At 68.5% G+C, this 23,696-nt stretch carries 20 protein-coding genes; 12 read left to right on the top strand and 8 right to left on the bottom strand.

From position 1 onward, the window contains the following. Positions 1–5 precede the first annotated feature (5 nt). Positions 6–257: a hypothetical protein gene (locus FVP33_RS04470; protein ID WP_147782419.1), complete on the bottom strand. Its 252-nt coding sequence runs from the start codon at positions 255–257 to the stop codon at positions 6–8. A 57-nt stretch (positions 258–314) separates the two neighbouring features. Here FVP33_RS04470 and FVP33_RS04465 point away from each other — a divergent pair, with 57 nt between their 5' ends. From FVP33_RS04465 to FVP33_RS04455, 3 genes are read left to right on the top strand one after another with little or no spacing between them, the layout of a single operon-like run. Then, positions 315–1,670 carry a glutamine synthetase family protein gene (locus tag FVP33_RS04465; RefSeq protein WP_147782418.1) on the top strand — a complete coding sequence of 452 codons (1,356 nt, stop codon included), beginning with the start codon at positions 315–317 and terminating at the stop codon, positions 1,668–1,670. A gap of 19 nt (positions 1,671–1,689) precedes the next feature. Then, positions 1,690–4,647: a bifunctional [glutamine synthetase] adenylyltransferase/[glutamine synthetase]-adenylyl-L-tyrosine phosphorylase gene (locus FVP33_RS04460; protein ID WP_147782417.1), complete on the top strand. Its 2,958-nt coding sequence runs from the start codon at positions 1,690–1,692 to the stop codon at positions 4,645–4,647. A 13-nt stretch (positions 4,648–4,660) separates the two neighbouring features. Continuing rightward, positions 4,661–4,882, top strand: coding sequence for a hypothetical protein (locus tag FVP33_RS04455; RefSeq protein WP_147782416.1), 222 nt, complete (start codon positions 4,661–4,663; stop codon positions 4,880–4,882). A 64-nt stretch (positions 4,883–4,946) separates the two neighbouring features. Here FVP33_RS04455 and glnA read toward each other — a convergent pair whose 3' ends face one another. After that, positions 4,947–6,371 (bottom strand): type I glutamate--ammonia ligase, encoded by a 1,425-nt coding sequence (glnA, locus tag FVP33_RS04450; protein ID WP_147782415.1) that lies wholly within the window; start codon positions 6,369–6,371, stop codon positions 4,947–4,949. A 135-nt stretch (positions 6,372–6,506) separates the two neighbouring features. On the opposite strand from glnA, the gene FVP33_RS04445 reads away from it, so the two are divergent. After that, positions 6,507–6,950 (top strand): RDD family protein, encoded by a 444-nt coding sequence (locus FVP33_RS04445; protein WP_147782414.1) that lies wholly within the window; start codon positions 6,507–6,509, stop codon positions 6,948–6,950. A gap of 127 nt (positions 6,951–7,077) precedes the next feature. Here FVP33_RS04445 and FVP33_RS04440 read toward each other — a convergent pair whose 3' ends face one another. From FVP33_RS04440 to lipB, 3 genes are read right to left on the bottom strand one after another with little or no spacing between them, the layout of a single operon-like run. Then, complete coding sequence (locus FVP33_RS04440; RefSeq protein ID WP_147782413.1) at positions 7,078–7,791, bottom strand: DUF4191 domain-containing protein; 714 nt, start codon at positions 7,789–7,791, stop codon at positions 7,078–7,080. A gap of 4 nt (positions 7,792–7,795) precedes the next feature. Beyond that, entirely contained in the window at positions 7,796–8,785 is a 990-nt protein-coding gene (lipA, locus tag FVP33_RS04435) for a lipoyl synthase (protein WP_147782412.1), read from the bottom strand. Continuing rightward, positions 8,782–9,408 (bottom strand): lipoyl(octanoyl) transferase LipB, encoded by a 627-nt coding sequence (lipB, locus tag FVP33_RS04430; protein ID WP_147782411.1) that lies wholly within the window; start codon positions 9,406–9,408, stop codon positions 8,782–8,784. Before lipB ends, lipA begins: the two co-directional genes overlap by 4 nt. Positions 9,409–9,525: 117 nt before the next feature. On the opposite strand from lipB, the gene FVP33_RS04425 reads away from it, so the two are divergent. After that, positions 9,526–11,046 carry a protein kinase domain-containing protein gene (locus FVP33_RS04425; protein ID WP_147782410.1) on the top strand — a complete coding sequence of 507 codons (1,521 nt, stop codon included), beginning with the start codon at positions 9,526–9,528 and terminating at the stop codon, positions 11,044–11,046. Positions 11,047–11,095: 49 nt separating this feature from the next. Here FVP33_RS04425 and FVP33_RS04420 read toward each other — a convergent pair whose 3' ends face one another. The 3 genes from FVP33_RS04420 to FVP33_RS04410 form a co-directional block, all read right to left on the bottom strand. Beyond that, on the bottom strand, positions 11,096–12,724 hold the full coding sequence (locus FVP33_RS04420; RefSeq protein ID WP_147782409.1) for a 2-oxo acid dehydrogenase subunit E2: 1,629 nt from the start codon (positions 12,722–12,724) through the stop codon (positions 11,096–11,098). Between the two features lie 56 nt (positions 12,725–12,780). Further along, positions 12,781–14,151, bottom strand: coding sequence for a dihydrolipoyl dehydrogenase (gene lpdA, locus FVP33_RS04415; RefSeq protein ID WP_147782408.1), 1,371 nt, complete (start codon positions 14,149–14,151; stop codon positions 12,781–12,783). A gap of 100 nt (positions 14,152–14,251) precedes the next feature. Then, positions 14,252–15,745: a leucyl aminopeptidase gene (locus FVP33_RS04410; RefSeq protein ID WP_147782407.1), complete on the bottom strand. Its 1,494-nt coding sequence runs from the start codon at positions 15,743–15,745 to the stop codon at positions 14,252–14,254. Between the two features lie 124 nt (positions 15,746–15,869). Between FVP33_RS04410 and FVP33_RS04405 the strand changes: the two genes are divergently transcribed. The 7 genes from FVP33_RS04405 to FVP33_RS04375 all read left to right on the top strand — a co-directional run bounded on the left by FVP33_RS04405 (position 15,870) and on the right by FVP33_RS04375 (position 23,691). Beyond that, a complete protein-coding gene (locus tag FVP33_RS04405; protein ID WP_147782406.1) occupies positions 15,870–16,799 on the top strand; it encodes a proteasome assembly chaperone family protein in 930 nt (309 codons plus the stop codon). A 74-nt stretch (positions 16,800–16,873) separates the two neighbouring features. Next, positions 16,874–18,202, top strand: coding sequence for an MFS transporter (locus FVP33_RS04400; protein WP_147782405.1), 1,329 nt, complete (start codon positions 16,874–16,876; stop codon positions 18,200–18,202). 257 nt (positions 18,203–18,459) lie between these two features. Continuing rightward, positions 18,460–19,803 carry an RNA polymerase sigma factor gene (locus tag FVP33_RS04395; protein WP_147782404.1) on the top strand — a complete coding sequence of 448 codons (1,344 nt, stop codon included), beginning with the start codon at positions 18,460–18,462 and terminating at the stop codon, positions 19,801–19,803. Beyond that, a complete protein-coding gene (locus tag FVP33_RS04390; RefSeq protein ID WP_246142165.1) occupies positions 19,796–21,118 on the top strand; it encodes a MurT ligase domain-containing protein in 1,323 nt (440 codons plus the stop codon). The genes FVP33_RS04395 and FVP33_RS04390 overlap by 8 nt, the downstream gene beginning before the upstream one ends. Further along, complete coding sequence (locus FVP33_RS04385; protein WP_147782403.1) at positions 21,115–21,855, top strand: type 1 glutamine amidotransferase; 741 nt, start codon at positions 21,115–21,117, stop codon at positions 21,853–21,855. The genes FVP33_RS04390 and FVP33_RS04385 overlap by 4 nt, the downstream gene beginning before the upstream one ends. Positions 21,856–21,892: 37 nt before the next feature. Next, positions 21,893–22,648 (top strand): alanine racemase, encoded by a 756-nt coding sequence (locus tag FVP33_RS04380; protein WP_187270568.1) that lies wholly within the window; start codon positions 21,893–21,895, stop codon positions 22,646–22,648. Further along, positions 22,645–23,691 carry an alanine racemase gene (locus FVP33_RS04375; protein ID WP_147782401.1) on the top strand — a complete coding sequence of 349 codons (1,047 nt, stop codon included), beginning with the start codon at positions 22,645–22,647 and terminating at the stop codon, positions 23,689–23,691. The genes FVP33_RS04380 and FVP33_RS04375 overlap by 4 nt, the downstream gene beginning before the upstream one ends. Positions 23,692–23,696: the final 5 nt, after the last annotated feature.

The following is a 23,696-nucleotide window of genomic DNA, read 5'->3' as shown; positions in this document are numbered from 1 at the left end:
CCACCTTAGTCGTGGGGGAGCTGCGGTCGGGGATTCAGGCCGTGCTCGGTCGGTACCGCCCGGTGCGCCTCCACCGGGAAGCTGGGCCGCGAGGCGCGGTCTTCGATCGGGTAGCCGCTGAGCGCCATCTCGCCGACCGCGAAAAGGTCGGCCTGCCGGGCGGCGTGCCGCGCCGCCTCGAAGATCTGCTGCGAGTTTGCCGCCAGGTCGCCGACGATGGGGTTGGTTTGGCCTGGCGCCAAGCGGAGTCGGGGCATAGCCACTAGCCTAATAGCCGGGGATGAAGCCCCAGAGTCGGCAGGGTAGAGGAGCAAATGGACAAGCAGCGTGACTTCGTTCTTCGTACGATCGAGGAACGCGGAGTCAAGTTCATCCGCCTCTGGTTCACGGATGTCGTCGGCACCCTCAAGTCCGTCGCGATCGCCCCCGCCGAGGTGGAGGGCGCATTCGCCGAGGGCCTCGGATTCGACGGCTCGGCCATCGAGGGCCTCACCCGGTCCTATGAGGCGGACGTGCTGGCCCATCCGGATCCCGCGACCTTCCAGATCCTGCCGTGGCGCGGAGAGATCGACCCGACGGCCAGGATGTTCTGCGACATCACCACCCCCGACGGCCAGCCGGCGGTGGCCGACCCGCGCAACGTGCTCAAGCGCACCCTGGCCACGGCGGCCGAACGCGGCTTCACCTTCTACACCCACCCCGAGGTGGAGTTCTATCTGCTCAAGAGCTCGAAGTACGGCACGGACGGGCCGGAACCCGTCGACCAGGCCGGCTACTTCGACAACGTGCCTGGCGGCACAGCTCACGACTTCCGCCGGCGCTCCGTGCGCATGCTCGAGGATCTCGGCATCTCGGTGGAATTCAGCCACCACGAGGCCGGCCCCGGCCAGAACGAGATCGATCTGCGCTACGCGGACGCGCTCACCACCGCCGACAACATCATGACCTTCCGCACGGTGATCAAGGAGGTGGCGATCGAGCAGGGGGTCTACGCGACCTTCATGCCAAAGCCCCTGTCCGGCGAACCCGGGTCCGGGATGCACACCCACATGTCCCTGTTCGAGGGCGACTCCAACGCCTTCTTCGACGCCGGCGGGCAGTACCAGCTCTCCAGGATCGGCCGCCAGTTCATCGCCGGGCTGCTCAAGCACGCCCCGGAGATCACCGCGGTCACCAACCAGTTCGTCAACTCGTACAAGCGGCTCTGGGGCGGGGCATCCCAGAACAAGCTCGGTGAGGCGCCGAGCTTCGTGACCTGGGGCCACAACAACCGCTCCGCCCTCGTGCGGGTGCCGCTCTACAAGCCCAACAAGGGCCAGAGCGCGCGCGTCGAGTACCGGGCGATCGACTCCGCCGCCAATCCCTACCTCGCGTTCTCGCTGCTCCTCGCCGCCGGACTCAAGGGTATCGAGGAGGGCTACGAGCTCCCCCCGGAGGCCGAAGACAACGTCTGGGAGCTGTCGGACGCGGAGCGCAGGGCGCTCGGCTACAGCCAGCTGCCGGCGAGTCTCGACCACGCGGTGTCGCTGATGGAGGAATCGGAGCTCGTCGCCGAGACGCTCGGCGAGCAGGTATTCAACTTCGTGCTGCTCAACAAGCGCCAGGAGTGGCGCGAGTACCGCGCCCAGGTGACGCCCTACGAGCTGAAGAGCAACCTGGAGATGCTGTAACCCAGCAAAGGATCGTTCGATGGCGCGCGAACTGACCACCCTCACCGATCTGGCGAGGCTCGGCTTTGCCGAGCTGGACGAGGCGGCCTCGCAGTTGGCCGAACTCGGGCTGACTCACGAGACCGGTGGTCTCGTGGCGTTCTTCGCCGACGCCGCGAACCCGGACCAGGCCCTGAGGTCGCTCATGGAGCTGATGCGGCAATCGCCGGCCGAGGTCGGCGCCCTGCTTGGCGGCGACGACAGCGCCCACCGCCTGGTGCGTGTACTCGGGGCGTCGTCGGGGCTCGCGGAGTTCTTCCGCCGGCACCCGCACGAGCTCACGGCCCTCGCCGAAGCGCTCGAGCGGCCGCCGACCGTCGACGAGTACCGTGAGGACCTCCTCGACTCCGTGGCGGGTCTCGATGCGGAGCCCGAGGAGACGGCCTGGAACGCCCTCCGGGCCCGCTATCGCCGTCATCTCAGCGCGCTCACCGCCTACGACCTCGCTCAGGCCGACCCGCTCGGAGCGCTCGACACGGTGGCGGCCGCCCTCGCGGATCTGGCCGCCGCCGCGCTCGACGCGTCCCTCGCGGTCGCGAAGAGCCACTCGACCTTCCCCGCCGACCAGGTGACGGCCACCCGCCTGGCCATCATCGGAATGGGCAAGGCGGGGGCGCGCGAACTCAACTACGTGAGCGACGTCGACGTGATCTTCGTCGTCGAAGGCGACGGCATCTCGGATGACCGGGCCGTGGAGGTCGGAACGCGGATCGCCATGGCGACCATGCGCGGCATCCACGACTTCGCCAGGGAGCCGAGGCTCTGGGAGGTGGACGCCAACCTGCGGCCGGAGGGCAAGGACGGCGCCCTCGTGCGTAGCCTCGAGTCCCACGTCGCGTATTACGACCGCTGGGCGAAGAGCTGGGAGTTCCAGGCCTTGCTCAAGGCGAGACCGCTCGCCGGCGACCTCGAGCTCGGGGAACGCTACGTGGAGCGGGTCGCGCCGAAGGTGTGGACGAGCGCGTCCCGCGAGAATTTCGTGGAGGGCGTGCAGCGGATGCGCGAGCGCGTCACCGAGAACATCCCGAGCGACGAGCTCGACTTCCAACTCAAGCTCGGACCGGGCGGACTCCGCGATGTCGAGTTCACCATCCAGCTCCTCCAGCTCGTGCACGGGCAGACGGACGATCGGGTGCGCCAGCGGGCCACCCTTCCCGCCCTGGCCGCTCTCGCCGAGCAGGGCTACATCGGGCGGGTGGAGTCGGCCGAGTTCGCCAGGGACTACCGCTTCCTGCGACTTCTCGAGCACCGGCTTCAACTCGCACACCTGCGGCGCACCCATCTCATGCCGAGTGACCAGGAGTCGCTGCGCATCCTCGCCAGGGCCACGGGGCGCGCGACGAGCGCCGCCGAGCTCACCGAGCAGTGGACGAGGGTCAAACACGCGGTTCGCAGCCTGCACGAGCGTCTCTTCTACCGGCCACTCCTCTCGGCCGTCGCGGGGCTCCGGGAGGGCGACTTCGCGCTCACCAGCCGGCAAGCCACCGACAGACTCGCGGCGATCGGGTTCACCGACCCGAAGGGGGCACTCGCTCACATCGCCGCCCTCACCGGGGGAGTGTCACGACGCGCGTCGATCCAGCGGCACCTGCTGCCCGTCATGCTGCAGTGGTTCGCCGATGGCGCTGACCCCGACTACGGCCTTCTTGCCTTCCGGCGGCTGAGCGACGACCTGGGGGAGTCGTACTGGTTCCTGCGGATGCTGCGCGACTCGTCCGGGGCCGCCAAGCGCCTCACCAACGTGCTCTCGAGTTCGCGCTTCGTCGGGGTGCTGCTCGAACGCATCCCCGAGGCCGCCGCGTGGTTCGACCACGAGGAGGAACTGCGGCCACGCACCGCCGCCGCCCTGATCGAGGAGACCGTGGCGACTCTCGCCCGTCACGATGATCTCGCCTCAGCAGCCCTCGCCCTGCGCACCGCGCGACGACGCGAGGTGCTGCGCCTCGCGATCGGAGCCATCCTCGGCCACGTGCGCGTGGAGCAGCTCGGGCGCGCCCTCGCGGACGTGACCACCACGCTGCTCACCGGCGTGCTCTCCGCGGTTCGCGCCCCGCACGATGGCATCGAGTTCGCCATCATCGCGATGGGGCGCTACGGCGGTCAGGAGCTCGGCTTCGGCTCGGATGCCGACGTGATGTACGTCTACCGCGCGACCACGGCCACCGACGCCGAGGCGCAGGCCACTGCCGAGGCGATCGTGGCGGACCTGGCGAGGCAGACCGAGGATCTGCGGCTGCCCCTGGACCTCGACCTCGATCTTCGGCCCGAGGGAAAGAACGGCGCGGTCGTGCGTTCGCTCGCGAGCTACCGCGCGTATTACGAGCGCTGGTCCCTCACCTGGGAGGCACAGGCCCTCCTGCGGGCACGGGCGGCGGTGGGCGACGCGGCCCTGATGGCCGACTTCGAGGCCCTCGCCGACGAGGTGCGCTTTCCGACAAGCATCGCCGACAAGGACGTTCGCGAGGTCAAGCGCATCAAAGCGCGAGTGGAGTCCGAACGGCTCCCGCAGGCGGCCGACCCAGCGCGTCATCTCAAGCTGGGCCGGGGCTCTCTCAGCGACGTCGAGTGGTTCGTGCAGCTGATCCAGCTGCAGCATGGAGCGCGCATTCCCGGGCTGCGCACAACCTCCACCCTTGCCGCCCTCGACGTCGCACGCCGGGAGGGCTTCCTGACGGATGCCGAGGCCGACAAGCTGCGGGACGCGTGGGTGCTCGCCTCCCGGGTGCGCTCAGCGATGACGCTGTGGACCGCACGCACGGCGGATGTGCTGCCCACCGACCGCAGACAACTCGACGGGGTCGCGCGCCTGCTCGAATACCCGCCGGGCTCGGCGTCGGCCCTCGAGGAGGACTACCTCCGGGTGACCCGGCTGGCACGGGCAGTCTTCGAGCGGCGCTTCTACGGCGTGGAGGCGCGCCAAGAACCCACCACCGGCTAGACCGGTTCCGGAAGTGACTCCCGGCATCGGGCAGGGACTTGGCCTTCGCGATGTGGTCCGCCGGGCCCTGGCCGGCCACGAACTTGATGTACGACTCCGTGGCGTCCCGGGGACGCCCACGCGTGGCGCTCGGGCCGGCTGGAAGCTCACCGGTCTGGGCACGTCACCCGCGCCGCTCCTGGCCTACCCGGCCTCTCTCGTGCTTCGCAACTGGGGCACGCTCGTCGGAGCCTGACCACTGGGCGGACGACAAAGGGCCGCACCCCCGAGGGGATGCGGCCCGTGTCTACGCCGAACGACTACACGCTGTAGTACAGCTCGTACTCGAACGGGGTGGGGCGCTGGGCGGCCGGGATGATTTCCTTGTCGCGCTTGTACGAGATCCAGGTCTGGATCAGGTCGGGCGTGAACACGTTTCCTGCGGTGAGGAAGTCGTGGTCGGCCTCGAGGGCGCGCAGGGCCTCCTCGAGAGACGCGGGAACCTGCGGGATGTTCTTCGCCTCCTCTGGCGGGAGCTCGTACAGGTCCTTGTCGACCGGCTCGTGCGGCTCGATGCGGTTCTTGATTCCGTCGAGGCCGGCCATGAGCTGCGCGGCGAAGGCGAGGTACGGGTTACCCGAGGCGTCCGGCGCGCGGAACTCGATGCGCTTCGCCTTGGGGTTGGTGCCTGTGATCGGGATGCGGATCGACGCCGACCGGTTGCCGGCCGAGTAGACCAGGTTGACCGGGGCCTCGAAGCCGGGGATCAGTCGACGGTACGAGTTGAGCGTCGGGTTGGTGAACGCGAGCACTGCCGGGGCGTGCTTGAGCAGGCCTCCGATGTACCAGCGCGCGATGTCGCTGAGCCCGCCGTAGCCCTTCTCGTCATAGAACAGCGGCACGCCGTCGTTCCAGAGGGACTGGTGGGTGTGCATGCCCGATCCGTTGTCGCCGAAGAGCGGCTTCGGCATGAACGTCGCGGTCTTGCCCCACTGCTCCGCGGTGTTCTTGATGATGTATTTGAACTTGAGCAGGTCGTCCGCCGCGTTCACCATGGTGTTGAAGCGGTAGTTGATCTCCGCCTGGCCGCCGGTGCCGACCTCGTGGTGGGCGCGCTCGAGGATGAGGCCGGCGTCGATGAGCTTGAGGCTCATGTCGTCGCGAAGGTCGGCCTGCTTGTCGATCGGGCTCACCGGGAAGTAGCCGCCCTTGTATGGCGTCTTGTTGGCGAGGTTTCCGCCGTCTTCCTCGCGGCCGGAGTTCCAGGCGCCCTCGTCGGAGTCGACCTTCCAGAACGAACCGTTCTGCTTGACCTCGTAGCGCACGTCGTCGAAGACGTAGAACTCGGCCTCGGGGGCGAAGAAGGCGGTGTCGGCGATGCCCGTGGAGGCGAGGTACTTCTCCGCCTTTTTGGCCACCTGGCGCGGGTCGCGGCCGTAGATCTCGCCGTTGCGCGGGTTGTAGATGTCGAAGACCATGATCAGCGTGCGCTCGACGCGGAACGGGTCGATGTAGGCCGTGGTCACGTCGGGGATGAGCTGCATGTCCGACTCGTGGATGGATGCGAATCCACGGATGGATGAACCATCGAACATCTGCCCGACCGAGAAGAACTCCTCATCGACGGTCGAGGCGGGGATATTGAAATGCTGCTGCACACCGGGGAGATCGGTGAAACGAAGATCAAGGAACTTGACGTCAGTGTCCTTGATGAACTTGAGCACTTCTGAAGAATCACTGAACATGTGAAGGACTCCAATGAGCTTGGTACGGGTCGGCGGCAAATACAGCCATAGCGAGGCTAGGCCGACGGGGTTTCGCCATGGTGTCGCTATTGTTTCCGGCATGTTACGGCTGGGCGCTGGCCGTAGGATTAAGCCATGGCATCCCCCCTTTCGCCCGATTCGAAAAGCGCCGATCGGGAAGCGGGGGACTGGCCGGGACGTCGCCTCGGTCTACCGGAATCCGGGCCGAGATCCGTCGCCCGGCTCGGCCGCCGCGTCGCCGCCCTGGTGATCGACTGGGGTCTCGCCTATCTGCTCGCGTGGGTGTTCTTCAGCACGCCGGGAGCCTCGCCGGACCCCTTCACGATCCTGGCGATCTTCGCGATTCTGCAGATCGTGTTCCTCGCGCTGCTCGGCGGAAGCGTCGGACACCTCCTGCTCGGGATGCGGCTGGTTCCGCTGGTGCCCGGCTGGATCGGGGTGTGGAGGCCGGCCGTGCGCACGGTCTTCCTGTGCATCGGCATCCCCGCGCTCATCTGGGACCGAGACCAGCGTGGATTCCACGACCGCCTCGCCGGAACGGTGCTCGTTCGCCGCTAGTTGGCGCTGCCCACCGCACCGTCGCACGCGATGCCCTTTGTCGCGATTGTGGCGCGGCGACCGGGCACGATCGCGTCGAACGGGCACAATTGCGGCTGCCCGCCGCGGTGCGCCCGGCGAACAGAGGCTAGCGCGGGCGGGGAGCCCTGGCGCGCATCGGGTCGACGCCCTTGGGAATCGGAAGCTGGTTCTTGCCGAGCGAGCTCAGTCGGTTGCTCACGGCGTAGATCTCGGCCTTGTTGAGCGTCCGCTTGAACCTTGCCATCCGGCCGGCGAGCTTGTGCAGCGGCACCGCGTCTTCATCGGGGCCGACATGCAGGAAATTGACCGCGACGTTCGGCAGGATGCGGGTGATGCGGCGCCGTTCCTCGTCGAGCATCTTCTGGGTGCGCGACTTCGGACCCTCTCCGATCAGCACCACCCCGCCGTTGCCGACGGCGCGATAGACCGCGTCCTGGGTCTTCGGGCTCACCGCGACCGGCATTTCGCTCGCGGTCCAGCCGCGCCGCAGCGAGCTCTTCAGCACGGCGCCCACGGCTCCTGGCTGGCCCTCGATCTGTGAGTACGCGGCCTTCTCGGCGCGACGGCCGAGCACGATCAGGAAGAGCAGCACGCCGCCGAGCACCCCGGCCACGATCCACAGCACGAAGCCGAACGTGGAGTCGGGGGAGAGGATGAAGCCGGCCACGATTCCGACGAGGATCGGCGCGAGCACGGCGAGGGCCATCCACCAGACCGCGTTCGAGTCGTACCGTCGGGTCATCTGGAAGACCTGGTACATCTGCTTCAGACGGCCGGGCTCTTTCGCCGGCTTGGGAGCGGAGTCTTTCGTGCGTGCCATGTTCCTAGGATACGGCCTGAGCAAAGCCAAGGGACGCATCGGAAAGGTGACGCAGCTGCTCCGGCACCTCGCGGCCCTTGCTCCGCATCGACTGGGCCCACAGGCGGCCGGCGCGGTAGGACGAGCGCACGAGCGGCCCGGCGAGCACGCCGAGGAATCCGATGGCCTCGGCCTCTTCCTTCATCTCCACGAATTCCTCCGGCCGCACCCAGCGGGCAACCGGAAGGTGTCTGGGAGAGGGCCGTAGGTACTGGGTGATGGTGATGATGTCGGTGCCGGCGTCGTGAAGATCCTGCAGCGCCTGGCTGACTTCGGCGCGCTCCTCGCCCATGCCGAGAATGAGGTTCGACTTGGTGATGAGACCGGCCGCGCGGCCCTGGGTGAGCACGTCGAGCGATCGCTCGTAGCGGAATGCCGGGCGGATGCGCTTGAAGATCCTGGGCACCGTCTCCACGTTGTGCGCGAAGACCTCCGGGCGGGAGGAGAACACCTCGCCGAGCAGGTCGGGGTTGCCGGAGAAGTCGGTCGCGAGGATCTCGACCCCGGTTCCCGGCGACTGGGAGTGGATCTGTCGCACCGTCTCGGCGTGCAGCCACGCGCCCTCGTCTGGCAGGTCATCCCGGGCCACGCCCGTGACGGTGGCGTATCGGAGGTTCATCGCGACGACCGACTCGGCCACTCGTCGCGGCTCGTCGGTGTCGTAGTCGGCCGGCTTTCCGGTGTCGATCTGGCAGAAGTCGCAGCGACGCGTGCACTGCGAGCCTCCGATCAGGAACGTGGCCTCACGGTCTTCCCAGCACTCGAAGATGTTGGGGCAGCCGGCCTCCTGGCACACGGTGTGCAGGTTCTCGCTCTTCACCAGCTGCTGCAGCTGCAGGTATTCGGGGCCCATCCTGGCGCGGGTCTTGATCCACTCCGGCTTGCGCTCGATCGGGGTCTCGGCGTTTCGCACCTCGAGGCGCAGAAGCTTGCGGCCCTCGGTCGGCGCGCTCACGCGGTCACTCCGGCCACGATCGAGAAGTGGCGCTGGATGATCGGAACAACGTCGGCGGGGTCGACCCGGCGACCGAGGATGCGGGAAATCGAGGTGACCCCGGCGTCGGCGAGACCGCACGCGACGATCGAATCGTAGGCGGCGAAGTCGTTGCTGCAGTTGAGCGAGAAGCCGTGCATCGTCACGCCCTCGGCGACCCGGATGCCGATCGCGGCGATCTTGTCGTTGCCGTCGATCCACACCCCGGAGCGACCCTCGACCCGGCCCGACTCGACGCCGAGTTCGGCCAGCACATCGATGAGCATCGCCTCGAGGCGGCGCACGTAGCCGACGACGTCGATCGGGTTGGGCAGCCGGAGGATGGGATACCCGACGAGCTGTCCTGGCCCGTGCCAGGTGATCTTGCCTCCCCGGTCCACGTCGATCACCGGAGTGCCGTCTGACGGCCGCTCGGAGTCCTCGGTGCGCTTGCCGGCCGTGTAGACCGACGGATGCTCCAGGAAGATGACCGTGTCTGGGGATGTCCCGTCGACGACGGAACGATGGGTTGCGCGTTGAAGCTCGAGGGCTTCCAAGTACGGCACGGAGTTGGCGCTTAGCCCCGCGACGACATAGTCGATCACGCGACAAGCCTATCCCGCGATCGGGCACCGCTCCTCTCCCGGCACCTTCCTCCTCCGGTTGTCCACCTCGCGCGCGCCACCGGCCGTCTCGCTCGGCCCCGCGATCATCATTGCAGCGTGGAATCCGTCGGCGGCTATCGGCTCGTGCGCAAGCTCGGTGAGGGCGAGCGCGCCGAGGTGTTCCTCGGCCACGCGGGGTCGGATGCCGCGCCGCGTCCCGACCGCACGGCCGCGATCAAGCTCTACCGGTCCACGACGCCGCTGCAGAGCATCGACACCGAGATCGAGGCTCTCGCGCGAGTCTCGGCGCGCCACATCGTCGAGCTGAGGGATCTGGCCATCGTCGGCGACGGCAGGCCGTGCCTGATTCTCCCGCGCCTCGGGGCGTCGAGCCTGGGCCGGGTGCTCGCCGAGCGGTCGACGATTGACGAGGGCGAGGCCGTGACGGCCCTCGTGCCCGTGGTCGAGGCGGTGGGGGAACTCCACCGCCTCGGGGTGGCGCACGGGGCGCTGCGACTCTCGTCGGTGCTGCTCGACCACGTGGGCGCCCCGGTCGTGGCGGGATTCGGCAGCGCGCACCTCATCGGTTCGCTGCCCGCCGACCCGCGCGGGCGCAGCCTGACCCCGGCACAACTCTCCGACGATCCGTGGGTGGCGCGAGACCTCGACGCCCTCGTCGATCTGGTGCACACCGTGCTCGCCCGGGTCGCACCGGCCGGCCACCGCCCGGCACACGTCGCCCTGCTCGACTGGCTGCAGTCCTTCGACCGCGTCGAGAACGCCCATGACTTTCCGCGGCAACTCGCCGAACGGGTCTTCGCCGTCGCCCCGGCGCTCCCGCTCGACCTCGACGGCCCGGCCGCCGAGCGCCGTCCACCGCGCCTTCCCGGGCGGCTGGACGCCGTGCAGGGGGATGCCTGGCGGCAATCCCGACCGGACGACGGAGCGGGGGCACCGAGCTCGTTCCCCCCGGCGACCTCGAGGTCGGCGACCATCCGGCGACGGGTGCACCGGTCGTCGGCGGGGAACGGGAGTGAAGGCGCGCGAGATCAGCCGAACCTCGGGTTCCCGGCCGGCGATCTCGAGCGACTCCGGGAGCGGCTACGGCGCTCCCTTGCCGGGGTCCGTCGACCGGTCTGGGTGGGCGGAGCGGCCGGGCTGGTCGCACTCGTGCTGGCGGTAGCGCTTCTCGCACCCGCCGGTTCGGCGACCCCGGCGCGGGGACGGGTAGCCGAGCCGTCGGGCGCCGCGACGCCGGCCAGGAGCGGGGCGGCCGGCACCTCCGCGTCGCCGTCGGCGGGTGACTCGGCGGCGATCGGGTCGGATGACCCGGCGGCGGCCTCGATGGCTCTCCTGGCCGCGCGTGCCGCGTGCATCGAGGGTCTGTCTGTGCAGTGTCTCGACTCGGTGGACCAGGCCGGCTCAGCGGCCATCGAGGCGGACGAGAATCTGATTCGCACCGCCCAGCAGGACCGGCGGACGCCGGCGCCGATGGCGGCCGACCACGCCGAACTCGTCCAGCGCTTGGGGGACTCGGCGATGGTCAGGATCGTTGGTTCGAGCGGATCGCCCCCGGCGTCGCTGCTGCTGGTGCGGGGCTCCGCCGGCTGGCGGATACGCGACATCGCCCCCGGCTAGCCTTTCGGCCGGTCGGGGGCGACGGTCAGGTCACACGATCGAAGAGTGCCTAGACGCCGAGGTTTCCGGCGAAGTCGCCGCCCTCGAGTCTGTTCTTCACCGCGACAAGGAAGCGGGCGGCATCCGCGCCATCCACGATCCGGTGATCGTAGGAGAGGGCCAGATAGACCGTCGACCGGATGGCGATCGCGTCGAGTCCACCGCTCGTCACCACGACGGGCTTCTTGGCCACGATGCCCGTGCCGAGGATCGCGGACTGCGGCAGGAACACGATCGGCGTGTCGAACAGGGCACCACGCGATCCGGTGTTCGTGAGCGTGAAGGTGCCTCCGGCGAGCTCGTCCGGCTTCAGCTTGTTGTCGCGCGTGCGGGCCGCCAGGTCGGCGATCTGGGCGGCGAGGCCGGCCAGATCGAGGGCGCCCGCGTCACGGATCACCGGTGTGAGAAGGCCGCGCTCGGTGTCGACGGCGATGGAGATGTTCTCCTGCGCCGGGTAGACGATGGTGTCGCCATCGATCGTCGCGTTGATGATCGGGTATGCCTTGAGCGCCTCGGCCGCGGCGAGTGCGAAGAACGGCAGGAAGGTGAGCTTGAGGCCCGTCTTCTGCTGGAACTCGGCCTTCACTCGGTCGCGATAGTTGGCGACGAGCGTCACGTCGACCTCGACGACCGAGGTGAGCTGGGCTGACGACTGCATCGAGATGACCGCGCGCTCGGCGATCACCTTGCGGAGCCGCGACATGGGGACGCTCGTGCCACGAAGCGGGGACGTCTCGAGCGCGGCGGGCGCGACCGGCGTCGGTGCCGCCTCGGGCGCGGGAGCCGCAGCCACGACGAGGTCCTCCTTGCGGATACGACCGCCGACACCCGTGCCGGACACCGTGGCGAGGTCGATTCCCTTTTCGTTGGCGAGCTTGCGAACGAGCGGGGTGACGTAGCCGGAGTTCGACACGGTGGAGACCGACGGCGTGGTCTCGGCGGCGGGAGCCGGCGCGGCCTCGACCGGCGCGGCCTCGACCGGCGCGGCCTCGACCGGCGCGGCCTCAACCGGTGCTGTCTCGACCGGTGCTGTCTCGACCGGCGCTGTCTCGACCGGCGCGGCGACGGGAGCGGGCTGGACCGGCGCGGCCGGCTGCGCGACCGGCGCCTGGGGGGCGGCGGGCGCCTCCACGGGGGCGGGGGCCTCCGTCGACGGCACCTCGGCAATGGGCGCCTCGGCCGGCACGGCCGGTGCGGCGACCGAGGCCGCGTTCGGAGCGTACGCCGGCGCCGGCGCGAAGGCCGGGGTCGGCGCGGGGGCGTAGGCGGGCGTGGGCTCCGGTGCGAAGGCCGGGGCGGGGGATTCGGCTGCCGGTGCCGCGGCGGGCGCGGCGACCGGGGCGGCCTCCGCCGGCACTGGCTCCTGCGCGGGGGCGGCGGGCGCCTCCGCTGCCGGGGCGGTTCCGTCTCCGATGGTCACGAGCGGGGTGCCGACCTCCACCGTCTCATCCTCCGCGACGAGGATCGCTTCGATCACTCCGGCGATGGGTGAGGGGATCTCGGTGTCGACCTTGTCGGTCGACACTTCGAGCAGCGGCTCGTCGACCTCCACGCGGTCGCCCACGTTCTTCAACCAGCGGGTAACCGTACCCTCGGTGACACTCTCACCGAGTGCCGGGAGGTTGACGGATTCGCTCATCAGTGATGCTCCTTTAGACCAGTTCTGTTGTTCTAGCTTAGTTTGGTGACGCGAACTCAGACGTGCAATGGCTTGCCGGCGAGGGCCATGAAGGCCTCACCCAGCGCTTCGTTCTGTGTCGGGTGGGCGTGGAGCAGAGGGGCGATGTCCTCGGGGTATGCCTCCCAGTTGACCACGAGCTGCGCCTCACCGATGAGCTCGCCGACGCGGGCACCGATCATGTGCACTCCGACGACAGGGCCGTCATTGACGCGAATGACCTTGACGATACCGGAGGTGCCGATGATGTGGCTCTTGCCGTTTCCGGCGAGGTTGTAGTCGTAGCTGGTCACCTTGTCGGCGCCGTACTTCTCCTGCGCCCTGACCTCGGAGAGGCCGATGGAAGCGACCTCGGGGTCGGAGTAGGTGACCTTGGGGATGTTCAGGTCGTCGATCACGATCGGGTTGAGCCCGGCGATCTCCTCGGCGACGAAGATTCCCTGCTGGAATCCGCGGTGCGCGAGTTGGAGACCGGGCACGATGTCGCCGACCGCGTACACGCCGGGGATGTTGGTGAGCAGTCGCTCGTTGGTGAGCACGAAGCCGCGATCCATGGCCACTCCCACCTCCTCGAAGCCGAGGCCGGCCGTCGACGGGCCGCGACCGACGGCGACGAGCAGAAGCTCGGCCTCCACGGTCTCGCCGGTTTCGAGGGTCACGACGACACCGTTCTCGTCCTGGGTCACCGACTGGAAGCGGGTGCCGAGTTTGAACTGGATGCCGCGGCGGCGGAAGGCGCGCTCGAACTGCTTGCTGATCGTCTCGTCCTCGTTGGGCACGAGGTGGGGGAGTGCCTCGATGATCGTGACCTCGGCTCCCCAGGAGCGCCAGACGCTCGAGAATTCGACTCCGATGACTCCGCCGCCGAGAACGACGACCTTCTTCGGCACGAAGTCGAGCTCGAGGGCCTGCTCGGACGCGATGATGCGGCCGCCGAGTTCGAGCCCCGGCAGTGAGCGTGAGTACGAGCCGGTGGCGAGGATCACGTTCTTGCCGACGAGGGTGTCCTCGCCGACCTTGACGGTGTTGGCGGCGACGAGGCGGCCCTCGCCCTCGATCACGGTGATGCCGCGGGCCTTGATGTGCCCGACGAGTCCCTTGAACTTGCCGGCGACGATCCCCTCGCGGTACGCGGTCACGGCGGCGATGTCGATCCCGCCGAAGGTGGAGGTCACGCCGTACTTGGCAGACTCACGAGTGACGTCCGCGACCTCGGCCGAATGGAGCAGTGCCTTGGTCGGAATGCAACCGATGTGGAGACACGTACCGCCGATCTTGCCCTTCTCCACGAGCGCCACCGAGAAACCCAGTTGGCTCGCTCGCAGGGCTGCGGCGTAGCCGCCGCTCCCTGCTCCGAGGATCACAATGTCAAAAGTCTGCTCAGACAACCAGGGGCTCCCTTGGATCTCAGGATTAGTGCTTGAGCCCGATCAGCCGTGTCGGCCGGCGGGCAGCATTGGCTCGATTTTTGCAGCCATAAAGACCTTACTACGCATGGGAAAACTCCTCGGCCAGTGCGAGCAGGGTGCGCACGCTCATGCCGGTCGGGCCCTTGGCGTTGAAGCCGAACCCTCCGCCCGGGTTGGTACCGGATCCGGCGATGTCGAGGTGCGCCCAGGGGATGCGGCCCTCGGCCGGCTCCCGGCGCGTGCCCACGAACTCCTGCAGGAACACTCCGGCGATGAGCATGCCGGCCGCGGTGTTACCGATGCGGGCGTTCGCGATGTCGGCGACATCCGAGTTCAGCGCAGAGCGCAACTCCGCCGGCAGCGGCATCGGCCAGAACGATTCGCCGGCGATGGCCGCCGCGGCGATGATCGCCGCCACGAAGTCGTCGTCGCCCATGATCCCGGCGTAACGGTCGCCGAGCGCCACCCGCGCGGCGCCGGTGAGGGTGGCCACGTCCACGATTGCGTCCGGAAACTCCTCGCTCGCCGCCACGAGGCCGTCCGCCATCACGAGTCGGCCCTCCGCGTCGGTGTTGAGTACCTCCACGGTCTTGCCTCCGCGCATCCGCAGGACGTCGTTCGGCCGGATCGCCGACCCGGACGGCATGTTCTCGGCGATGCAGAGCCAGGCGGTGATGCGCACGTCGATGCCGAGTTCGGCGGCGGCAAGCACGACGGCCATCACGGTCGCCGCACCGGCCATGTCGTACTTCATGCCCACCATGGAGGCAGCCGGCTTGATCGAGAGGCCGCCGGTGTCGAAGGTGATTCCCTTGCCGACCAGGGCGAGATGTTTTGTCGCTCCGTGCGGCGCGTAGCTGATCTTGACCAGGCGCGGCGAGCGGGTCGACCCGGCTCCGACGCCCACGATGCCGCCGAAACCACCGGCGGCGAGCTCCTCGTCGGCGAGGATCGTCACCTCCACGGGGAGACCGTCGGCGAATTCGGTGACAGCGTTGGCGAAGGACTCCGGGTAGAGGTCGGACGGCGGCGCGTTGACGAGGTCGCGCACGCGGTGGATGGCGGTCGCGACGATGGCGGCCCGCTTCGCGAGGTCTGTCTCGGGCGCGGTGGCCGTCACGACGGTGACGTCGCTCGCGGGTCGCTTGGTGGACTCGAGGGAGCTGGACCGGTATTCGGTGTACGAGTAGGCGCCGATCGCCGCACCCTCGAGCACGGCGAGCACCTCGGCATCCGTCGTTGCCGGCAGGTCGATCACGATCGACTCGACGCCGATCAGCCGACGGGCCGCCGTGCCGGCCGCGTAGCGCAGCGCGTGGGCATCCGGTTGCCCGCTTCCGAGCCCGACGAGGGCGATGCTGCGCGCCTCCCCGGCCGCGACGGGCACCCGCACCAGTTCGTCCTTGCCGCCGGTCATGCCGATCGCCGCGAGGTTCGACACCAGGGCGGGAAAGGCGGCGGCGTTGGCGTGCAGCACGGGTCCGTCATCCGACGATCCGACCCCGATCACGAGCACGTCGGAGCTGAGCGAATGGGCGATGTCGGTGCTGACGCGCACGGCGGGGACTGTCATGCCGCAATGCTAGCCGGATGGCCCGACCGGCCCGCTCGGCCCGATTCGGCCTGTTCGCTCACGGCATGAAGCCTCTCGGCCAGATCTCGAGTTCGCGGTCCGGTGCCGCGGTTAGAGTGAAACTATGCGCGACCCAGAAGGCCTCTACGAATTGACCCCGGACGTCATCGACGTGCCGGAAGGCCTGCATTTGGTGGCCGGACTCACCGGTTTCGCCGACGCCGGGGCCGCCGTCACCCAGTTGGGTGAGTATCTCGTCGACTCGATAGACCAGCGGCTCATCGCGAGCTTCGATGCGGACGAACTGCTCGACTTCCGTGCCCGCCGCCCGGTGATCTACTTCGACCAGGACCACCTCACCGACTACCGGCCGCCGAGACTCGGGCTCTACCTCGGCACCGACGAGATAGGCCAGCGGTTCCTCTTCCTCACCGGTTTCGAGCCGGACTTCCAGTGGGAGAGGTTCTCCGCCGCGGTGCTTCAACTCATCACTCGGTTCAAGGTGAAGACCACGACGTGGGTGCACGCCATCCCGATGCCGACGCCGCACACCCGCCCGATCGGCGTGACCGTCAGCGGCAACCGCGTCGAACTGATCGATGCCATGTCGGTGTGGAAGCCGCGCACCCAGGTGCCAGCCAACGCCCTTCACCTGGTGGAGTACCGACTGCAGCAACTCGACCATCCCACGGTCGGTTTCGTGCTCCTCGTGCCCCACTACCTCGCGGACACCGAGTACCCGGATGCCGCGGTGAAGGCACTCGAGAGCATCAGCGCCGCGACCGGACTGATCTTCCCCACCGACCGGCTGCGCGACGAGGGGCGGGACTTCCTCTCCAAGATCGACAGCCAGATCGAGACGAACCAGGAGCTCGCGAAGCTCGTGGGGGCGCTCGAGGAGCGTCACGACTCCTACATGGAAGGCAACCCCCTGCGGTCGCCGCTCACCGACCAGGACGGCGAGCTCCCGTCGGCCGACGAAATCGCCGCCGAGCTCGAGAATTTCCTCGCGACGCGCCGCAAGGGCGAGAGCGATCCGCCGACCCTCGCCTGATCGCCACTGACCGAATCGCCACTGCCTGACGCGGGTCGGATGTCGATGGCGTTCCGCCGGTCTACTGTTGACTAGTGAATTCTCGGCGATCCTGGCTCATCTGGGCGATCGCCATCTTCGCCTATATCGTCGGCGTGCTGCAGCGGTCGTCGCTCGGTGTCTCGGGCATCGAGGCCGCCCATCGCTTCGAGGTGTCGGCGTCGGTGCTCTCCAGCCTCGCCGTCGTGCAGATCATCGTCTACGCGGCGCTGCAGATTCCGGTGGGGGTCGTGCTCGACAGGGTCGGCCCGAAGGCGCTCGTCGCCGCCGGGGCCCTCCTCATGCTCGTGGGACAGGTCGTGCTGGCACTGGCTCCGTCGATCGGCATCGCGATCGTCGGCCGCGTGCTCGTCGGTGCCGGCGATGCGATGACCTTCATCTCGGTGATCCGGCTCCTGGCGTCCTGGTTCAACGGGCGGCTCCTTCCGCAGGTCTCGCAGTGGACGGGCAACCTCGGCCAACTCGGCCAGGTGCTGTCCGCCCTCCCGCTCTCCTTCCTGCTCCATACCTATGGGTGGACTCCGGCCTTCCTCTCCGCCGCGTCGATGTCCGCCCTCGCCCTCGTGCTGGTGCTCGTGCTCCTTTCCAACGGAGCGGCGGATGCCGCGCGGGCGGACCGGGTCACGACCTGGCGCCACGCGATGCACCAGTTGCGGGAGGCGCTCGCCCGGCCGGGAACCCGGCTCGGCTTCTGGTCTCACTTCACCACCCAGTCGTCTGGCACCGTCTTCAGTCTGCTCTGGGGGTTTCCGATGCTCACCGCCGGGCTCGGCTACAGCCCCGCGACGGCCTCCGGGCTGCTCACCCTGATCGTGGGCGCCGGCGTTGTGAGCGGACCGATCCTTGGCCTGCTCACCGCCCGCTTCCCCCTGCGCCGGTCGAATCTCGTGCTGGCGATCGTGACCATGATCGGGATCGCGTGGACGGTGCTGCTGCTCTGGCCGGGGCGTCCGCCGTTCGTCGTCGTGGTCATCCTGATCATCGTGCTCGGAATCGGAGGCCCCGGGTCGCTCATCAGCTTCGACTTCGCCCGCACCTTCAACCCGATGCGCAGCCTCGGCTCGGCGAACGGGGTCGTGAACGTGGGGGGCTTTCTCGCGAGCTTCGTGATGATGTACCTCATCGGACTGGTTCTCGACGTGCTCAACCGGCTTCGTATGGACAGCGGGGCGGCGAGCGACGTCTTCGCCTGGGAGTCGTTCCGCGTCGCCCTCACTGTGCAGTACGCGGTGGTGGGAGCCGGCGTGATCTTCCTGCTGCTGGCACGGAGGAGCACCCGCCGACGCCTGCACGAAGACGAGGGAATACGGGTGGCACCGCTCTGGGTTGCACTCTCCAGAGCGCTACGACGGCACAAGATATAGCGAATGCGCCGAATTGGCAAGGGGTGCCGGCAAAGCGTGCAATAATTGACGTAAGACCCGTTCTAGTTGACGGGGCGTATTTGCTCATTCGTTGTGCAACGGCCCAGGACTTGACATGGGTCTTAGTGCTGCCCACAATTCGTGCGACATCGCGTAGCGTGCTCAACCGCACAGCGTGCCAAGCGTGCGTGCTGCTCGATCCGGTCGGCACTACACACACAGCAGTTTGTTCTCGATCCGATGCGAAAGGTGTCCGAATGGCCACCACCACCAAATCCACCACTCTCGCCGACACGGCGGCAGTAGAAGAGGTCACTGCCGACCAGACCGCGACGGCGCCGAAGACCACGGCCAAGAAGGCCACGACAAAGACCCCGGCGAAGGCTCCGGCGAAGGCTGCCGCGGCCAAGAAGGCCCCGGCCAAGAAATCCACCAAGTCGAAGTCCGACGACGCCGAGGAGGCGATCGACGTCGAGGAGATCGACGAGGACGTCGACGTCGACGTGGTCGTCGTGGTCGAAGACGTGAAGGATGTCGAGGACGTCAAGGAAGACGCCACCGACGATTCAGACGACGACAAGGATGAGAAGGACGAGAAGGAAGAGTCGCTGCCCAGCGGCGCGCTCGTGCTGTCGCTCGTCGACGACGAAGACGAGGTCCCGGTCTACTCGTCGGCCATCACCGGCGCCACGGCAGACCCGGTCAAGGACTACCTGAAGCAGATCGGCAAGGTCGCGCTGCTCAACGCCGCAGAAGAGGTCGAGCTCGCGATGCGCATCGAGGCCGGCCTGTTCGCGGAGGACAAGCTCTCGCAGATGACTCCCGCCGAGCTCAAGTCCCAGCTGGGCCGCGAGCTCTCCTGGGTGGCGAAGGACGGGCAGCGGGCCAAGAGCCACCTGCTCGGAGCGAACCTCCGACTCGTCGTCTCCCTTGCCAAGCGCTACACGGGTCGCGGGATGCAGTTTCTCGACCTGATCCAGGAAGGAAACCTGGGCCTCATCCGTGCGGTCGAGAAGTTCGACTACACCAAGGGTTTCAAGTTCTCCACCTATGCCACCTGGTGGATCCGCCAGGCGATCACGCGCGCCATGGCCGACCAGGCCCGCACCATCCGCATCCCGGTGCACATGGTCGAGGTCATCAACAAGCTCGCCCGCGTGCAGCGACAGATGCTGCAGGACCTCGGTCGCGAACCGACTCCGGAGGAGCTGAGCCGCGAGCTCGACATGACGCCGGAGAAGGTCATCGAGGTGCAGAAGTACGGCCGAGAGCCGATTTCGCTGCACACGCCCCTCGGTGAGGACGGCGACAGCGAGTTCGGCGACCTCATCGAAGACACCGAGGCCGTCGTCCCCGCGGATGCGGTGGGCTTCACGATGCTGCAGAAGCAGCTCGAGTCGCTTCTCGACTCCCTGTCCGAGCGCGAGGCCGGAGTGATCCGGATGAGGTTCGGCCTGGGCGACGGAATGCCGAAGACCCTCGACCAGATCGGCGACACCTTCGGCGTGACGCGCGAGCGCATCCGCCAGATCGAGTCCAAGACGATGGCGAAGCTTCGTCACCCGTCCCGGTCGCAGTCGCTGCGCGACTATCTTGAGTAAACCGACCGGCAGGGGTAAGCCCAGCGGTCTGAAGTACTTCGTGCCCGTGGTGCTGGGCAAGACCGTGCGCGCCTTCGCGAAGCTTCGCGGCGGCGGCTCGGCCTTCCCGGGCTACGTCACCACGAAGCTCGCGCCCGGTTTTCTCGAAGACGTCACCGGGCAGTTCGAGTATGGAATCGTGTACGTTCTCGGCTCCAACGGCAAGTCGACGACCACGCACATGCTTACCGAGGTGCTGCGCGGCCACGGCCTCCGGGTGTTCACCAACCCGTCGGGTGCCAACCTTCCGCAGGGGATCGCCTCGTCGATCCTCGCCGAGTCGAGCGTTCTCGGACGCCTCGATGCCGACATCGGGGTGCTCGAGGTGGATGAGGCGTTCGCGCTCGAGTTCGCGGCGACCGTGCCGCCCTCGACCGTCCTCGTGCTCAACACCCAGGTCGACCAGCTCTACCGTTTCTACGAGACGGAGCGGGTCGCGGACATGATGCTCGACACCGCGCAACAGGCGCGACAGCACATCGTGACCAACCGCGAGGACCCGTACCTCTCGAAGATCGCTCGACGCTACCCGGACGGGGACGCGACGACGGCTCCGGACATCAGCTACTTCGGGGCCTCCGCCGAGCTCATCGCGGGCGCACCGCACGGTCTGTTCAACGCGAAGGACTATCGAGACGCGGCGATCGAGCCCGAGCACCACGACGCCCTCGCCGAGCTCGTCGCGACGGATCGCGCCGGCGCGACGATCGACGTCGCGGGCGCGACGATCGACGTCACCCTGCCGGCGAAGGGCCTGCACTACGCCATCGACGCCGCGGCGGCGCTCGCGACCGCGGCCGTCATCCTCGGCGACCGGTTCGATGCGGCATCCTCGGCGGCCGCCTTCGCCGCCATGAAGCCCGCCTATGGTCGAGGCGAGCTGCTCGACTTCGGAAACGAACAGGTCGAGTTCGTCATGTTCAAGAACGCGGCGAGCCTCCAACTCAACCTCGACGCGCTCCCCGAGCCTCCGGAGCAGGTGCTGCTCGCGATCGACGAGGGCACCCCGGACATCTCCTGGATCTACGACATCGACTTCGCCGCCCTCGACCACGTGGACGTCGTCACCGGTGCCAAGGCCTGGCAGATCGCCCTGCGGCTCGAGCACGAGGGGATCGCCATCGGCGCCGTCGAGCCCGACCTGAAGAAGGCGATCGAGCTCATGCGCGCCCTCCCGAAGCCGTCCACCGGCCTCAAGACCTGGATCGTCAACTACGAGATCATGATGCTCGCGCGAAAGCAGATCGGCTTCCTCGAGCTGGAGAACCAGCGATGAACACCACGGTCACGATCGTTCAGTTGTATCCCGACGAGCTCGGTGTCGCCGGCGACCGCGGAAACGTGATGGCGCTTCGCGCCCGCCTCGAGCACGCCGGCCTGACCGTGTCCGTGGTGGAACACCACATCGGCAACGAGCTTCCGACCGACGTCGACCTCGTCGTGGTCGGGAACGGCCCGCTCTCGGCGATGCGCAACGTCTACGACGATCTCGTGTCCCTCGGCGACCGACTCCGGGCCTACCGCGCGGCCGACGTTCCCGTGTTCGCCTACGGGTCCGGGGCCGAACTGCTCGGCCGCTCGATCACGCTGCTGGACGGCAGCACGCTCGACGGCCTCGGGATCCTGCCGTTCCGGGCCACCCGCATCCCGGAGCGTTCGGTCGGCTATGTGATCGTCGACACCCCCTTCGGACAGGTCGTCGGTTTCGAGGACAACGCCTCGCGCTGGTCGCTCGACTCGAAGGCCAAACCGCTCGGGATCCTCGAGGCGGGCACCGGCAACAGCGAGGGAGCGGTCGAGGGGGTTCTCGACGGCACGAGCATCGGCACGCAGGTCGGTGGTCCGGTGCTTCCCCTCAACCCGCTGCTCACGGATGCGATCATCGCCTCGATCGCGGCGCGTCGCGGCTTCGACTACGCGCCGGCGCAGACCAACGCCGACCTCGATCGTTTCGCCGCGCGGGCGCGTGAAGTGATCGCGGCGAACGCGAAGCACGTATTCTCGAGGATCTAGGCTCTCCAGGCCTTTCGAAGACCACGAGGTGATGACGGTGAGCGACGCCCGGATGCCCGGTTCCGCCGTGTGCAGCGCGCAGGTCGACCTCTCCGCCATCAGCGACAACGCCGCGGTGCTGGCCGCCCGGGTCTGGCCGCGCCTGCTCGCCGCGGATCTCGCGGCGGACGGCTACGGTCACGGTGCCGTCGAGTCCGCCCTGGCCGCCCTCCGGGGTGGCGCTGCCACCCTCGCGGTGAGCGAACTCGACGACGCGCGCGCGCTGAGGGACGCGGGCATCACCGTGGACATCGTCGCGCGGCGCGGGCTCCCGAGCACGGGGGTGCCCCTCGCCGGGCAGGACCACGAGGTGTACTCCGCGGGCGCGGCGCTCTACGGCCTCGTCGAGGACGCCGAACTGCGCCCGGCGATGCGGGTGAGCGCGCTCGTGGTGGGGACGAAGACGATCGAGGCGGGGGAGGGCGTGTCGTATGGCTACACCTACCGCGCCACGACGCGCACCAACCTCGCCCTCGTCGGCATCGGCTACGCGGACGGCCTCGACCGCATAGCCAGCAACATCGGAACCCTCTTGCTCGGCGGAAGGGCCCGCACGATCGCCGGCCGCGTGGCCATGAACGCGCTCGTGCTCGACCTCGGGGGAGACACGGTGCGCGTGGGGGACGAGGCGGTCGTGTTCGGCGACGAAAGCCAGGGTGAGCCGACGGCGGCGGCGTGGGCGGCGGCGATCGGCAGGTCGGCGGCCGAGGTGGCCTCGGTCTTCGGGCGACACCTGCCGAGGGTGACGTCGTGACCGGGGCCGAGGTGACGGTCGACCTCGCGGCGTACCGCCGAAACCTCGACCGCATCCGCACCCGTGTGGCCCCCGCGGGCCTCATGGCCATCGTCAAGGCGGACGCCTACGGGCACGGGTTGCTCCCCATCGCGCGGGTTGCCGTGGAGGCGGGAGTCGGCTGGATCGGCAGCCTCGATATCGCCACGGGGCTGCGCCTGCGGGAGGCGGGCATCCACGACGATGTCGCGATCTTCGCCTGGCTGCTCGGGCCGGTCGAGGACTACGCCGCCGCGATCGGGGCCGGAATCGACCTCGGAGTCTCGACCGCCGACCAGCTCGACCAGCTTGCGACGGCCGGCGCGGCGGGCCGGGCGCGCGTGCATCTCAAGATCGACACCGGGCTGCACCGCAACGGGGCTGACGCCGCGGAGTGGCCGTCGCTGGTGCGGCGGGCCCTCGAGCTCGAAGACCGCGTGGAACTCGTGGGGGTGTGGACCCACATCGCTGAGGCGTCGGACGCCGAAGACAGCGAGGCCATCGAGCAGTTTCACGCTGCCATAGCGATGGCCCAGGGGCTCGGGGCGGCATTCTCGGTGCGACACCTTGCCGCGAGTGCCGCGTCGTTCGCCCGCGCCGACGCCCGCTTCGACCTCGTACGGGTGGGCGCCTTCTCCTACGGCATCTCGCCGGGCGGGGGAGTGACCGCGGCCTCGCTCGGCTTGGAGCCGGTGCTGACCCTCGCCGCGCCGGTGATCGCCGTGAACGACGGCCTCGCCACGGTGGCCACCGGATTCGGCGACGGGATTCCGGGGTCGGCGGCAGGGGCCATGGAGCTCGCGATCGGCGGAGAGCGTTATCTCATCGTGTCGGTCGACGTTGACAGCCTCGAGGTGGCGGTCGGCGCCGCGCCGGTGGGAACCGGAGACATCGCCGTGCTGGTGGGCCCAGGCACGCGTGGTGAGCCCACCCTGCAGGAGTGGGGGGACGCGCTCGGCACCATCGGCGAGGAGATCGTCACTCGGTTGAGTCCGCGCATCCCGCGGCGCTACGTCGGGGTCTAACGAGG

The organism is Lacisediminihabitans profunda (assembly GCF_008040105.1).
Lineage (GTDB): Bacteria > Actinomycetota > Actinomycetes > Actinomycetales > Microbacteriaceae > Lacisediminihabitans > Lacisediminihabitans profunda.
Note: the sequence above shows the minus strand (reverse complement) of the source record. Positions and strands in the feature narration are given on the sequence as shown.